Origin of the sequence: Anaerosporobacter faecicola (genome assembly GCF_012070565.1) — a bacterium.
GTDB lineage: Bacteria > Bacillota > Clostridia > Lachnospirales > Lachnospiraceae > Anaerosporobacter > Anaerosporobacter faecicola.
The window spans coordinates 89,295-103,966 of the sequence record NZ_JAAQRO010000036.1; the positions used below are offsets into that span (position 1 = coordinate 89,295).

Annotated in this window: 15 protein-coding genes, 1 tRNA gene and 1 riboswitch; all 16 genes read right to left on the minus strand. The window is 36.3% G+C overall.

The genetic code is table 11. The features are described 5' to 3' along the window. Positions 1 to 8 precede the first annotated feature (8 nt). Positions 9 to 944, minus strand: coding sequence for an ABC transporter permease (locus tag HBB17_RS15805; RefSeq protein WP_167958475.1), 936 nt, complete (start codon positions 942 to 944; stop codon positions 9 to 11). A 234-nt stretch (positions 945 to 1,178) separates the two neighbouring features. Continuing rightward, positions 1,179 to 1,613 carry a hypothetical protein gene (locus HBB17_RS15810; protein WP_167958476.1) on the minus strand — a complete coding sequence of 145 codons (435 nt, stop codon included), beginning with the start codon at positions 1,611 to 1,613 and terminating at the stop codon, positions 1,179 to 1,181. 154 nt (positions 1,614 to 1,767) lie between these two features. Continuing rightward, positions 1,768 to 2,328, minus strand: a complete 561-nt coding sequence (locus HBB17_RS15815; protein ID WP_167958477.1) for a TetR/AcrR family transcriptional regulator — start codon at positions 2,326 to 2,328, stop codon at positions 1,768 to 1,770. Between the two features lie 379 nt (positions 2,329 to 2,707). Beyond that, complete coding sequence (locus tag HBB17_RS15820) at positions 2,708 to 3,499, minus strand: ABC transporter ATP-binding protein (protein ID WP_167958478.1); 792 nt, start codon at positions 3,497 to 3,499, stop codon at positions 2,708 to 2,710. 36 nt (positions 3,500 to 3,535) lie between these two features. After that, a complete protein-coding gene (locus tag HBB17_RS15825) occupies positions 3,536 to 4,615 on the minus strand; it encodes a FecCD family ABC transporter permease (RefSeq protein WP_238483776.1) in 1,080 nt (359 codons plus the stop codon). Positions 4,616 to 4,645: 30 nt separating this feature from the next. Further along, complete coding sequence (locus tag HBB17_RS15830; RefSeq protein ID WP_167958479.1) at positions 4,646 to 5,608, minus strand: ABC transporter substrate-binding protein; 963 nt, start codon at positions 5,606 to 5,608, stop codon at positions 4,646 to 4,648. A gap of 37 nt (positions 5,609 to 5,645) precedes the next feature. Then, positions 5,646 to 5,865: riboswitch (cobalamin riboswitch) on the minus strand. A 96-nt stretch (positions 5,866 to 5,961) separates the two neighbouring features. Next, a complete protein-coding gene (locus HBB17_RS15835; protein ID WP_167958480.1) occupies positions 5,962 to 6,525 on the minus strand; it encodes a YIP1 family protein in 564 nt (187 codons plus the stop codon). A gap of 3 nt (positions 6,526 to 6,528) precedes the next feature. Beyond that, positions 6,529 to 6,804, minus strand: coding sequence for a hypothetical protein (locus tag HBB17_RS15840; RefSeq protein WP_167958481.1), 276 nt, complete (start codon positions 6,802 to 6,804; stop codon positions 6,529 to 6,531). Then, positions 6,791 to 7,351, minus strand: a complete 561-nt coding sequence (locus HBB17_RS15845) for an RNA polymerase sigma factor (RefSeq protein ID WP_167958482.1) — start codon at positions 7,349 to 7,351, stop codon at positions 6,791 to 6,793. Before HBB17_RS15845 ends, HBB17_RS15840 begins: the two co-directional genes overlap by 14 nt. Positions 7,352 to 7,361: 10 nt before the next feature. After that, positions 7,362 to 7,769, minus strand: coding sequence for a hypothetical protein (locus HBB17_RS15850; RefSeq protein WP_167958483.1), 408 nt, complete (start codon positions 7,767 to 7,769; stop codon positions 7,362 to 7,364). Positions 7,770 to 7,786: 17 nt separating this feature from the next. After that, complete coding sequence (locus HBB17_RS15855) at positions 7,787 to 8,566, minus strand: ABC transporter permease (RefSeq protein WP_167958484.1); 780 nt, start codon at positions 8,564 to 8,566, stop codon at positions 7,787 to 7,789. Between the two features lie 2 nt (positions 8,567 to 8,568). Continuing rightward, positions 8,569 to 9,441: an ABC transporter ATP-binding protein gene (locus HBB17_RS15860; RefSeq protein ID WP_167958485.1), complete on the minus strand. Its 873-nt coding sequence runs from the start codon at positions 9,439 to 9,441 to the stop codon at positions 8,569 to 8,571. 177 nt (positions 9,442 to 9,618) lie between these two features. After that, positions 9,619 to 10,932, minus strand: coding sequence for a glycoside hydrolase family 125 protein (locus HBB17_RS15865; RefSeq protein WP_167958486.1), 1,314 nt, complete (start codon positions 10,930 to 10,932; stop codon positions 9,619 to 9,621). A gap of 290 nt (positions 10,933 to 11,222) precedes the next feature. After that, positions 11,223 to 11,308 (minus strand) — tRNA-Ser (locus HBB17_RS15870). 23 nt (positions 11,309 to 11,331) lie between these two features. Then, entirely contained in the window at positions 11,332 to 12,309 is a 978-nt protein-coding gene (gene holA / locus HBB17_RS15875) for a DNA polymerase III subunit delta (protein WP_167958487.1), read from the minus strand. A 114-nt stretch (positions 12,310 to 12,423) separates the two neighbouring features. Beyond that, positions 12,424 to 14,421, minus strand: coding sequence for a methyl-accepting chemotaxis protein (locus HBB17_RS15880; RefSeq protein WP_167958488.1), 1,998 nt, complete (start codon positions 14,419 to 14,421; stop codon positions 12,424 to 12,426). Positions 14,422 to 14,672: the final 251 nt, after the last annotated feature.

The window sequence follows — 14,672 nt, forward strand, 5'->3', positions numbered from 1 at the left end:
ATCCCCTCCTAAAATAATGTATAGTCTTTGTCATATCTACCGACAAGTTTATTGACGAGAACGATTGTTACGAAACAAAGTACCGACTGGAATAAGCCCATGGCAGCTGACATACCAAAGTCATTACTGGTTGTCAAAGCTCGGAAGGTTAATGTATCAATAACATCTGTATAATTATAAAGTAAACCATTCGTGCCAACTAAATTATAGAACATATCAAAGTTTCCTTTGAATATTCCACCAACAGACAAAAGAAGGAGAATAATTGTTGTCGGCATAATCATTGGTATTGTAACTTTGAAGATTCTCTGGAATACATTTGCACCATCAATTTTGGCTGCTTCATATATAGAAGTATCAATTCCCATGATTGCTGCCAGATACATAACCGAACCGTATCCAATTCCTTTCCACACATTAAATAGTAGAAGAATAACCGGCCATACCTGTGGGGTAGAGTAAAAGGAAATCTTCTTACCACCACACGCTGTAATAATTCTGTTCAAAAAGCCATAATCAGAACTAAATAAATTAAATGCCATAACTCCTACAATAACCCAGGAAATGAAGTATGGGAGAAACATTAATGATTGTGTAACTTTGCGGTAACGTTTATTTCGAATCTCTGTTAACAAAACAGCTACAGCAATCTGTGATATGGTATTCACTGTGATAAACAAGATATTATACAAAACTGTATTTCTTGTTACCAGTCCCGCCTGTCCCGATTTAAAGAAAAACTCAAAATTCTTTAGTCCGTTCCATGGGCTTCCCCAGATTCCACCGGCATAATTATACTTTTTAAAAGCCATTACAATTCCGGTCATCGGATAGTATGCAAAGATCAGCGTATAGATTACTGCTGGAGCAAGCATTAGAAGAAACACCCGATACTTATAAAGTTTTTTGAAAAAACCTCTCCAACCGCAATTTTTCGTCTTCATATGTTTTTTCCCCCTTTTGCGCAACAATTTGTTGTTCAAAGTTTATTTTTTATTTATGTATTTATTATAGACATTCGTCATTATATTGTAAATCTGCATAATTTCTAATATATTTTTGTGTAAATCGTGCAATATGGCTATTTTTTAAGGCAAAATGTGCAACATTCCGTCTCTTGTTGTTGCGCATCTTGCCTTATAAAAAAAAGCGATTATCATTTTTGATTGTATAGAAATTTAATCGTTCTTTTTTGCTATTATTTGCCTAAATGTTACCAGAAATGCAGATAATATCAAAATATGTAATACTATATGATATAAATCCGGTATGAGTACCGTATCAGAGGCTGGTATAATATGATAGGTATCTTTAAAACACGCGTTATAGGAGCGCAATTTTTCTTCACTAACCCCAAAGATCGTATAGAACCAGTGACAAAAAAATTGCGCTACAAACCACATGAACAACCAGCCTGCTAATACAAACTTCCCGATTTTTTCTTTCACCACATATAGCACAAATGCAACCAACGCGATTACAAGAAATATACTGTCACTAAGCTCCCTCTCTACCAACCATATGTTACCAATGCGTAATCCTGTTAAACAAAATGCAAACCAGACTAATAGAATTGCGTTTGCAAGCAATGTATTCCTTCGATTTTTATTCATGATATATGTCCTCCCTTGTTCAACTAATCATTTGTTCTTACAAGCAGCTCTTTTACAAGCAATTACTTTACAACCAATCATCTCTTCCTTAATACCTTCTATTCATCAACTCCTAATTGATCCTCTTTCAATCAACACCATGCACACTATTTTTTTAATCTTTATTATGAAGGATATGGCAATACCCTCTATACGAATCGAGAAGAAGGGCGGTAATCTCTTCTTCTGTAAAATCACAAGCATTTGTCGCTACCATTGAAGCAATACCATGGGTAACTACTCCTAGATAGACCAGTAATTTTTGCGATAACTCCCTTGATAACCCTGTTGTTTGTTGTATAATTGGCAAAATGCTGTCATCATCTCCGATTGCTCCCAATGTCTTAACTTCTAGATAATCCGACATGAATAGTAATCGGTAAAGATTTCTCTCTTTCTGTGCATATTGAATATAGGTTAAACCCACTGTTAAGAAGGATCGTTCCGATTGTCGCATATTCTCTTGCAATCTTGTTTGAAAATCCTGTTCAACTTGTTCGTACACTACTTTTTTTAATTGTTCCATATTGGTAAATGCACGAAAAACCGGCTGTGTTGAACAATGCAATTCCTTGGCAATGCTTCTTGCATTCACATGATCCCAACCTTCTCTCCTTGTTATGGTAATCGCTGCTTGAACTACGTCTTCTGCTGTTGTCTTTATTGTAGGTGGCATGATTCCACTCCCTTCTCATTTTGTTGTTTTTTTGTTGTTTCTATTGCTGTTTTTTGATATTTCTCTGCTGTTTATTTCTTCTATTATGTTTTATTGCTGCTCTCCTTCTGGCTAAAATACTACCTTCACAGAACATAAACATACTCGGATATACGTATCGCATGATCCACTTCTATTATCAATCGTATGCTGTTTCAATCGATATAATATAACAGCAGTTACATAACATCTGTTATTTATTATGCTATAGAAAAGATCATTTGTCAAACAAGAACAACCGCTTCGAAAACGTGTTCTCTTTGTCACAAATGATCTTCTAATCTACTTTTATCTTTTATCTTATATCTTTTATATTCTCAGTCTCTCTTGCCTTCTTTTTCTATACCCCACCACTATTCGGTATAAAATACCGGTCACCTGTATGGCTATTTCGTTCCATGTAAAAATCAATCTCATATACTGCTTTTAGATTCTTAACAGTTAAAACTTCCTCTACAGGACCAGCATCATATATTTCTCCATCTTTCATAAGAATGATCTCATTACAATATTTTGCAGCAAGATTTAGATCATGAAGGATTGCGATTACTGTTTTATCCTTCTCTCGGTTTAATGTTCGAAGGGTATCCATCAAATCAACTTGGTGTTTAATATCCAAACTTGCAATGGGCTCATCTAGCACAAGCCATGGGGTATCTTGTGCAATGGTTCTTGCCACCAACACTCGTTGCGCTTCTCCTCCACTCAATTGGGTAAAATATTGATCTTTTAGATGGATGCATTTTGTTGCTTCTAACGCTTGCAATATGATTGTCTCATCTTCCTTACCCAGTCCTTGAAAATGTTTCTGATAGGGTGTTCTTCCCATTGCAACAATATCATACACCGTAAATTCAGCATCGATAGCCGTTTTCTGAGGAACGAACGACACAAGTCTGGCAAACTCCTCTTGCTTTAAGCGCGTGATATCCTTTTGATCCAATTGAATCTTTCCTGCTTTAACCGGAAGCAACCGAAGTAAATGACGCATCAAAGACGTTTTCCCACTTCCATTGGGTCCAAGTATGCCATAGAAATTACCTGCTGATAGCTTACAGGTGATTTCTTTAAGGATCATTCGGTCACTCGTCGTCGGCTTCCAGCTCAGTTTAGCTATATTAATCGTCTTCATATCGTTAACCGTACCTTTCCCATCTCAATTTTCCTCTTACTGCATGTGCATTCTTTTTTGTCTATAAAAAAGTATAAATATAAAATACGGTGCACCAATGATTGCAGTTATGATACCAACTGGTATCTCCGAAGGTGGTACTGCCATACGGGCAATGGTATCGCTTAAGATCATAAATATTGCACCAGTAAAGAAGGAATAAGGAAGTAAGGTTCTGTAATCCGGTCCACTAATCAGTCGGACACAATGGGGAATAATCAATCCCACAAAGCCAATGATGCCACTTACTGATACACTGGCTGCTACTAATAACGAGGATATAGTAATCAAAATCTGAATCACTTTCTTCGTATCAATTCCTAAGGTTTTCGCTGTTTCTTCCCCTGTTAGAATAACATTTAGCTCGCGGGTAAAGCACAGCAAAATTGCAAACCCTAGCAATGTGAAAATCAGTAAAAAGCGGACTTTATCCCAGGATGCCGAACTAAAACTCCCCAGTGTCCACATATAGACTTTTTCAATCTTATCGTGATTGAAGGTCATTAATAGTGATATGACTGCTGAAAACATCGTACTTAACGCCGTTCCAATCAGTAGCATATTGACAACGGATCGCCCCACTCCTATCTTTGCTACTCCATATACAAGAATAACAGCAAGTATTGCTCCTATAAATGCGAATACGCCAATAACGCCAAGTCCAAATAAAGAGATCTGTATTCCACTTAACATGGCAAGAGTTGCTCCCAACGCAGCTCCCGAGGACACTCCAAGAATATGAGGGTCCGCCAGAGGGTTACGAAAAATTCCTTGAAAAGTGGCACCTACAATTGCCAACGCACCTCCTGTCAATGCAGACAGGAATACACGAGGAAGGCGCACATTCCATATAATTGCATATGTTGTTTTCTTCACATCATCCGCGGATATCCACTGATTAACTATTGGGATCTTAGAAGCAATCACTTTCCCAATACTAGCTGGTGATATGGAGGCAACTCCAAGAGAAGTTGCAAGGCACATTAGTAGGAATAATACAACCAACAAACCACCTGTAACCAACATGCATCTTTTCTTATTGTATTGTCTCGTTGCTCTGCTCGTTCCTTTTTTCATATCGACTCATCTCTTCACTTTCGTATCGGTTTACTTAAATGCATCTGGATGAATGATTTTCGCTAATTCCTCTAATCCTTGCGCATTACGGTATCCTTGACGATCTAGTAGATTATTATCGATTTCATACACCTGACCGTTCTTAACAGCTGTCAAATCCTGATAGCCATTGGCTGTCATGAAACTATCTTTTGTTCCAGCACTTGCACTTAAGATAATAATATCTGGATCTTTCGCTAGTAAGCTTTCTAATGAGTAATTCCAACCAGATACATCTGCTGCTACATTCTCACCACCAGCCATTGTTAATAGATTCCCAACAAATGTATCTCCACCAGCTGTGTAATCGCCAAATTCACCAAATCCAACTACATAATATACCGTTGGTTTGTCAAGATCTTTGACTGCACTTACTACCGCTTCTTCTTTTTCTTTCATTTCATTGATTGTAGCAACAGCTACATCCTGTTTATTTAATACTTTACCAAGTATTTCAATAATCGAATATACACCATCAACAGAATTTTCATTATATAATTCAATGACTGTAATTCCTAAATCATTTAATTTATTAAAGTTTTCTTCACTAAAATGTGTAGATGTAACAACTACATCTGGTTCTAAACTAACAATTTTTTCAATATTAGGCTCATTCATTGATCCAATGGATTCAACAGAAGTAACTTCTTCTGGATAATCACAATAATCTGTACGACCAACTAATTTGTCACCTGCATCTAATTGATAGATTAGCTCACTGATATTAGGCGCAACAGAAATTACTTTCTGAGGTTCTGCATCAACGGTTACTTCACTGCCAAAGGAATCCGTAACGGTAATTGGATACGTGGTTTCTGTTGCCTGTTGTGTCTCCTGTACCTGATCTTTGGAAGCATTCTTATTGTCTTCCTTGCTACATCCCGTTACCATAACACTAAGTACCAATACGGTAACCAATAACATACCTACGAGTTTCTTCATTCTTTTCTTCATATTATTCTCCATTCTTGTGTAACTTCTCTCCCAAAGAACACACGATTTTGTTATGGCAGGTTTCCTGGCTCATGACTTAACCTTACTCACCGTACCTTCTCGAACACATACAAAAGAAATTCAATCTACCAATCTCTCTTCCATGCACCAATGGTTAACAACGGTTTTCATCATCACTTACAGTAGTGGGGGCTGCTGCAGACTTACACTGCATTCCCTTTTAACTTAATAGATAAGCACCATACAAATTGCCCAACCATTATATCGAACTTTTTAACGATTTACAATGGTTTATTTTCATTTTATTAATATATACCAAACTGAGTTAATTTATGAATGCTACTATTTTTCTTCTATAAAACTGGTGTCTTCAGTCCAACAAATCCATTGAGAGCTGCCAGAAGCAAAATGATAACACATAGGAGCAATCCTGCGCCTACGCATGCTTTTCCTTGTAATTTTGCCACTTCTTTTAGATAGATCGCAAAAAGTAGGATCTTCCAAATTAAAACACCAACAAATATAATATTAAAGACCATTCCCCAAATAACATTGTTCCAAAATACATAAAAAAATACTTCCGTTACTGTTACGGTCACTGCACAAATCGCAGTAGGAATATATGTGATTCCCCATGAAAATAAATGATTTTTACATGTTGTCTTACTACCAAAGCACTTACAAATCCCCCATAACCCTACACAAATCAGCACATAGGACAGAATACCAAGGACAAGTAATCTAAGCATATGTATGTAATCGATACTTCCTTGGTTGCTGTTCTTACAATATCGAAGAACCGGTTCAAATACTGCATTAATTAGTACCGTTAGCAACACAAGACACCAGGAAAGTACCTTCCTTTCCTCTTGAAATGCTTGAACTGGATGATTTATTGCTTCCATTAATTTTTTCATATGTTACCCTCCGAATATTTTCAAAAATAGATTCGTATATCTTGTACCGAATATTGCCGTAAAGACCATTGTCTGAACAACAGAAGTGAGCAAAGCAAATCTCCATGGGGTTTCAACAATTTTTCTCTTAATTTGTTCAAGTTTAGTAATCGGTTCTACTACCTTCCCCTTTGCTAAGACATAGGTAAGCATCTGTTCTTTTTGTTGCTCTGTCGGAGTTGAATCTTGTTTTATCATTTCAAGGGCTTCTATTACGATATCGCTCTTATTCTTCTTCATTACATTTCTCCCTCCTCACTTCATCCATATAATTCGATATAAAACTTTTCTTTGCTCTCTGTAATAAGCTTTCCGTCGCTTTTGGGGTTTTCCCAATAAGGGAAGCGATTTCTTTTACACTTCTTCCATCCATGTATTTTAAACTCAATATAATCCTATACTGTTCGGACAATCTCTCCAAACACGTATGTACCGTCTCCTGTTCCAACATCCGAACTAGATTTTCTTGTAAATCTTGCATGGGATCTTCTATTTGTTCTGTCATACGGTCATTCATCTCAACAAACTCAAACTTACTACGATATTGGGTTCGATAAAAATCATTTAACTTATTCTTTGCAATATGGTACACCCATGTTCGCTCCGAGCACAACCCTTTAAATGTTAGGAGTCCCTTATACACTGCTAGAAAAATCTCCTGCGTAAGATCTTCTGCTAACATGGAATCAAACCCCGTTCGCAAATATATGAACTGATAGATTTCATCAATATACGAGTGATAGATTTTAATAAATCTTTGCTCTCGTTCCTCTCTTAATCCACTCATTCTCATTCCCTCATTGGATATTACACTTCTTCGTTAATAGAACAGTATCTTTATATCGTATTTCAATTTTGATTGTACCTTTCGTCACCTGATCTGCTTCCAATTCATAAACAAGGATATCTTTTTGATCCTTTTTCGTTGCCTTTGTCTCTGCTTTGATTTCCTCATCATTTCGATACCATTTAACAGTATATTCCACTCCCTTTGGACTTTCAACAAAGAAGATACTTGCAAAAATCGCATTTCCTTCTTCCAGATTCTCCTCTTCTTTTGCATTCTCAAGTTCTTTTTGCGATTCATAACCTTGATTTGCAATTACACAAGCCTGGATCGTATCCTGATTACCGCACAACCGTAAAAACGTAGCTACTATTAGAATTACTGCAACACATAATAACGCTATCTTCTTCCCTTTCATATCCATTCCTCCTCTTCCTATTCCCCATAATTAAATTCATCTTGTTTCCTAAAAATTCCGTATGCTACCGAGCAAAATATAAGAATACTGCCTCCAAACATAAGCATCGCTAAAATAAAATGCGGTAAATCTGAAGTTTCCGACAATGCTTGCATCATTACTCCCGGTGCTAGTAATTGTAAGTTTTCAACCATACTTGTAGATAAATGTAATGCCTTACCTACACCCTCCACAATCATGACAAAAAAACGAGGCATTAATACCAATCCGATTGCAAGGCTCCATATTAATGCCCCCTTGGATGACCTAGCTATCACAGAAATTAAGATTCCCATTGACGCATATACCATAATGTAGCCCCATAAAGGAAGCAAAAATTGGATTAGGATCTTCATATGTCGTATATCTCCACTTACCGCAAGAATTACACTGGTAACTGGTAATAGATAAAGGAATGACAGTATTAGTGATAAAACCACGATAACGAACAACTTTGATAGCATCACTCTATGTTTGGGTATCCCTGAACAAAGGATACAGTCTAATACGTTATGTTCACGATCTGAAGAAAATAGATCATAATATGTTGACAATACTGCCCAAGAACCAAATATCATATGAGGAAGAAATAATGTTATAAATGAAACCTGATTATTTTTAATCAAATTACTTTTTCCTCCTGTTGCATAGAAGAAAAAGATCCCCATTCCTGCCAAGGCAACCCATATCATTATGGTTCGTGCATTCATAGCTTTTCGAAAATCTCGAACAAACAGCGTTCGTACTCTACCATTCATTCTTACACCTCCTTTATATGAAGCTGTTCTTGTACAAGTTGACTAATATTTGATTCTTTTACCTCGTATATATGAACTTTACATTCACATAACCGTGCAACAAGTGTTGGCACTTGTTCCCTACTTATATGTGCAGTAAGTGTTGTTCTATATACATCAACAGAAATTGCTTCTGCTGTTCCTGTTTTCCAATCCTCTTGTAACAATTCATTCACTACTTCTTGGGAGATGATTGATGTAGTAAACATATAATACGGATGAATCTCTTTGTTATACGTAAGATACCCTTTATCTAGAATGGCAATATTCGTGCATATTTCATCCATATCTTGAAGGATATGAGAAGAGATCAGAATACTTTTTCCTTTCATATGAATGTTTTTTATGATACGCTTGATCTCTACTGTTGCCATTGGATCCAATCCTGCAGTTGGTTCATCAAGAATATAGAAGTCTGGATTACCCGCCATAGCAATCACAATTTGTAATTTCTTTTGCTGTCCTGGTGATAGGTGTTTTACTTTTTTCCTTCCTTCTAACTTCAATACATCAAGAAGAACAAAACTCTCTTTCATGTCTGCATTTCTTAATTTTGTAAAAAAGCGAATGGTCTCCTCTACCGTTAATCCATCATCAAATCGGCAACTTTGTGGCATATAGCCAATGTATGGTTTTTGCACTTTTAACTGAATGGACCCTTTTGTTGGTTTCATTAATCCACTCAGCACACGCAGCAATGTTGTTTTTCCAGCACCATTTTCTCCAATTAAACCATATACCTCCCCTTGCTCGATCGACAGATTAATATCATGTAATATTTCCGTATTTTGAAATGATTTTGTTACATTCTCTGTAGAAAGAACATATTGTTTCATAGCAACTTCACTCCTTCCTCTGCTACTTTTGTAGCTTCATAAGAATAGTCGCTATAATTATATAAATCCTTCGTTTTTTTTTTATTAAATTATTAGATTTTGTTTCTATGATCTCATCTCTTATCATCAAATGTTTTTTTAGAACATCCCATAACACTTTCATCTATATTATGAGAATTATTGTTTTTCCCTTATCCTTTCGTTATGTTTTATTCCATATCCACAATAATCCAACACCAATTCACAAAAAACAGAATTCGCCCAAGAAAACCATGGTCTTGAATATGCAGTTGGATCATCAACATCAAAAGATTCATGCACGAGATTTGTTCCTGCATCATTTGCAGCAATAAGGTCCAACATCTCCTTCTTTTCCTGCATTGAGTCCGAAGTCAATCCTTGTATAGCAAGAGCCATCGGCCATATAGAGCGACTCTTCGTATGCGGACTTCCAATCCCTTTTGCCTTTGTTCCATAATAATAATATGGATTCTGGTCACTCAGTACGACTTCTCTTGTATTCCGATACCGTTCTTCTTGGTTGCAGCAATAACCGAAATATGGCATAGACAAAAGACTTGGTAGATTCGCATCATCCATAACCAGATACTGACCAAATCCATCCACTTCATATGCATAATATTCTTTCTTTTCACCAGGAACAATTGCCAGTTTCTCAATTGCTTCCCGTACTTCCCTAGCAAAATTCCTTGCTTCCTTGGCAAATATGTCATCAGCATAGATATCCTCTGCGATTTCTGCCATCTCATCAAGTATCACAGACGCTAACATATTCGACGGAATCAAATACCCATATACACAGGCATCATCACTAGGTCGAAAACCGGACCAGATTAGTCCAACATTGCTCTTAACCAATGCACCTTTCCCTTCTCTTGATAAGGTATCTGTAAAAAACGTGTTATCCCGTTGAAAAGAATAGGAAGACCTGTTCTCATGATCTTGTTCTGTTCGAAAGACATTTACGATCATCTTGGCTGCTTCTAACCATTCTTTTGTAAAATGTGAACTACATCCAGTATTCTTCCAAAGTAAATAGGATAATTGTACGGGATAGCATAACGAATCAATCTCATACTTTCTCTCCCATAACTCTGGTTTCATATCTGTCTGATCCTTTGCCCAACACCTTCCATTCGCTGTCTCATTAAATGCATTGGCATAGGGATCAATCTGTATACACTGCATTTGCTTCTTAATCAGTCCACAGATCAATTCTTCTAATTCTGGTTCCTCTTTGGCTAACATCAAAAATGGTCGAAATTGACATGCGGAATCCCGAAGCCACATCGCTGGAATATCTCCTGTTATGACAAAAACAGAATCATCCTCCAAAACTTTAATGGTTGTCTGAAGGGTATTGGATATACATTTTTCAAACATCACAGCTAATTTACTTTCTGCCCCGAATTTTTCTTTTACTAATTGGATAGCCTGATTGATTGCTTGGTACTGTTCTTTTACTTTCATACGTTGATCCTTTCTTTTCACTTATTATCTTTGGTGGTCTATGTACATAGTATTACTATTTCTTTTATCTCTATCACTCTCATTTTACCATACTATAGGTATTTATAAATCCGCAATATGTAAATATAATTCACTTTATAGCGCCTTGTATTTATTCTACTTGTTCATGTTTGGAAAACGTTTCGTACATCTAAAAAAGCAAAAATACCACCATGATTGGACTTAAATAAGCAAACTATTCATCTTTCACTTATTTTAAGTCCCACCATGGTGGTATTGGTTTCTTATGACGGAGACGGCGGGATTCGAACCCGCGTGCCCTTGCGGACTACTTGATTTCGAGTCAAGCTCGTTACGGCCTCTTCGATACGTCTCCACTGGTACAAATTAGCATTTTTTCTATTTTGTACTATATTTTACAATTAATAATTCTACTCCAATTTTATCGATTAGTCTACCCGTTTTTACATTTTCCTCTATGTCTGCACAGGTGGTTAATGCCTCTTTTAGAACTGGTGTTGTGAAATTATTGGTTTGTGCCAAGTACTTATTAACAGCGAAGGGTGGCACACCCGCTTTCTGACTCATGGCAGATGTTGCAATACCAATTCGCTTCATTTCTTTGATCTGTAGCAATATATTAAAATGTCTCGTAATCAAGAACAGAATGGACATTGGTTTTTCTTTTAAGGTAAGCAAGTCGTAATACAATGCCAATGCTTGCTGTTGCCGTTTATTGGCAATAAAATCAATCATCTGAAAGATTTTATTCTCTAACTGCGTGGTACAGATTGCATCCACGTCTGCCTCCGTAATTATATCCCGATCCATTGCATAGCATACTAATTTTTCTACTTCCGTCTGTAGATTCTCCATATCAGAACCTGTTTTATTCAGAAAATAGACTAAGGTCTTTTCTGTGATTTTCTTATTGTCTTTGCGTAATAAAGATGCGACCCATATCTTTAGATTCGTCTCATCCATTCCATTCATTTCCGATATACGACCAACATCTTTCACTGCTTTGTACATTCTATTTCTTTTATCAACTTCGTCTTCAACAAAGATAAAATGCGTCGATTCCGGTATGTTCTTCATATAATCTGCAAGATCACTTGCATTTTTGAAAAAACCACTATTTTCGATTACAATTACACGATGATCCGCAAAAAAAGGTAGCGTATTGGCAATTCCTATCACTTCTGGCACATCGATTCCTTTTCCATCAAAATGAGAATAGTTCATAGAATCCCCTTCTCCAACCATCGCAACTTTTAATTTATTCTTATATAAGGTTTTCAGATATGCTTCTGTACCATAAAGCAAGTAAGCAGGCTTAAACTGATTTAGCTTGATATCTTCTTTTATAAATTTCATTCTGTAAACTCCTTTAATACTACAGACCTACCAAATTATTTATTAACTTCATTGACTACATAATTATTGCTGAATTTGTCTGTTTCTTATTGTAACATAACTTTAGATAGATATCTACTCTGTAATGCTCCCACTATTCACTTGAAAGGTATCCGATAAGGTTTGTAATTCTTCTGATATTTGAACCAGTTCCTTGCTGTTTTTATCCATTTGTGCTACAGCTTGTAGGCTTTCCTTGGTTGATTCATTTACTTGCTGTATTGCTGAGGAGATACTCTCTGCACTTGCTGTCTGTTCTTCTGAAACTGCTGCTAATGTCTGTGCATTATCCTCTACTTCTCCAATCCGATTAAGAATATTGTTAATTTCCGTATTTACCAAATTAACCGACTCATATATCAACCCATAACCATTCTGTGTTTCCTCAATATAAGCAGCGGATTGATCAATCTTATTCACATTTACTTTTGTCTGTTCCACTGTTGCTAAAATAATGGATTTCACTTCGGTTATTAAACAAGCAATGTCACTTGCTGAATGTGCAGACTCTTCTGATAATTTTTTTATTTCCTCTGCTACAACTGCAAATCCACGTCCATTCTCTCCTGCCCTTGCTGCTTCTATGGAAGCATTTAAGGATAATAGATTTGTCTGGTTCGCAATACTCTGTATTACTTGGATAATTGTATCAATCTTTTCCGTTGCTTCTTTCGCTTTCCCGACTGTGTTTGCTAGCTCGGCAATGGATTCTTTTACATTTTGAATATCCTCGAAAACTGTTTTCATCTGGGTTAAACCATGCTCAGTGGAATCCTTTGACTGTATTAATTTATCTTTGGCAACTGTTCCTTCTTCTACAATTGCATTTACCATACTCGTAACATTTGCTGCCATATCCGCAACTGTGGCAGAAGCTTTCACAACTTCCTTCATGATATCAGACACTTCCGTTGCATTCTGTGTAACCTGTCCCATCTGCGTCTTAAGATTCACCGAAACACTTTCATTCTCTTTCGACTGGTCCATAATCGTTATTACCGCTTCTTTCATCTTTTGAATGATTTCGCTAATCTGATCCATACAGAAATTAGCTGACACGATCATTGTTCCAATCTCATTCTGGTATTTTGAACGATAGGTAATTCTTCCCGTCAAATCTCCTGCTGCAACTGCTTCAAATTGTCGACTTACACTGGTTACTGGTTTCAATAATTTATTCAATATATATGCCATTAAAAGACTTAACACAATCAATACAATTATTACTACAATAATAAAGATAACCCCAATTGAATAGCAGTTTGCCAAAATTTCGGATTCTGGAGTTAATAAAAGCAATGACCAATTCGTATTCGCAACTTGTGTACTTTGCGCTATATAGGTTTTATTCTTAATTTGATACTCTTCTTTTACTGTATCGGCACTAAGATCAGCTTGCGCACTATTACTGATTTCCGATAAATTCACACCCACAGAATCCACATCTTTACTTGCAAGAATCATTCCATTCTGTTCAACCAGATAAACCAAGCTACCATTAGAAATCATTACATTCTGTAAATCTTCTGTTATCTCTGATAAATACAAATCTGTCCCTAATACACTTCCATCTTCTAATCGCACAGATAAAGTTACACACATTGTTCCAGTAACGGTATCTACATAAGCTTCCGAACAAAGTACCCCATCTGTTTCCTGCGATTGCTGGTACCATGTTGTCTGACACACATTAAAATCTGCTGGAAGGCTTCCTGTATCAATTCCAGGATAGGTTAACTGTGAATCTGGGTAACCGATGTAAAAACCAAAAGGCATTGCTGTATAGTGATCTTTTATAGAATCTAGATAACTTGCACGTTGTTCTCGATCTTGAATACCATGCAAAAAATCTTTACAAGTATTTACTATCATCTGATTTGTACCGATCCAGTTGTTCATCATCAGTTCTACTTCATCTGCTGTGATCTCTAATTTATGCATATCTGCCTGTTTCATTTTCTTTTCTGTTAATAGAAATGCTATAGAAAACGCTACGCTTAACATGATTGCCAATAAGACTACTATACATGATATTACCTGTCTACTAACTTTTTTCTGTTTTTTTACTTTCAATGTACTTCCCCCCGTTGTTGTTTCTGTTCGTACTATATCGCAGCCATCTGTCATTGTATGGTAATTATTTACCTTTTACCCTCATTTTATAATACTTTATTGTCATTATAAAACATGCTCTTGAAAATTACCACAATTTTCCCTTATCAAACTGTATTAAGGTATACCATTTTTTCATACTACATATTCCTATTACTATTTTCATCTATACTTTATACACGAAAGTGATAGGATAGCTCCCTACTCTATGC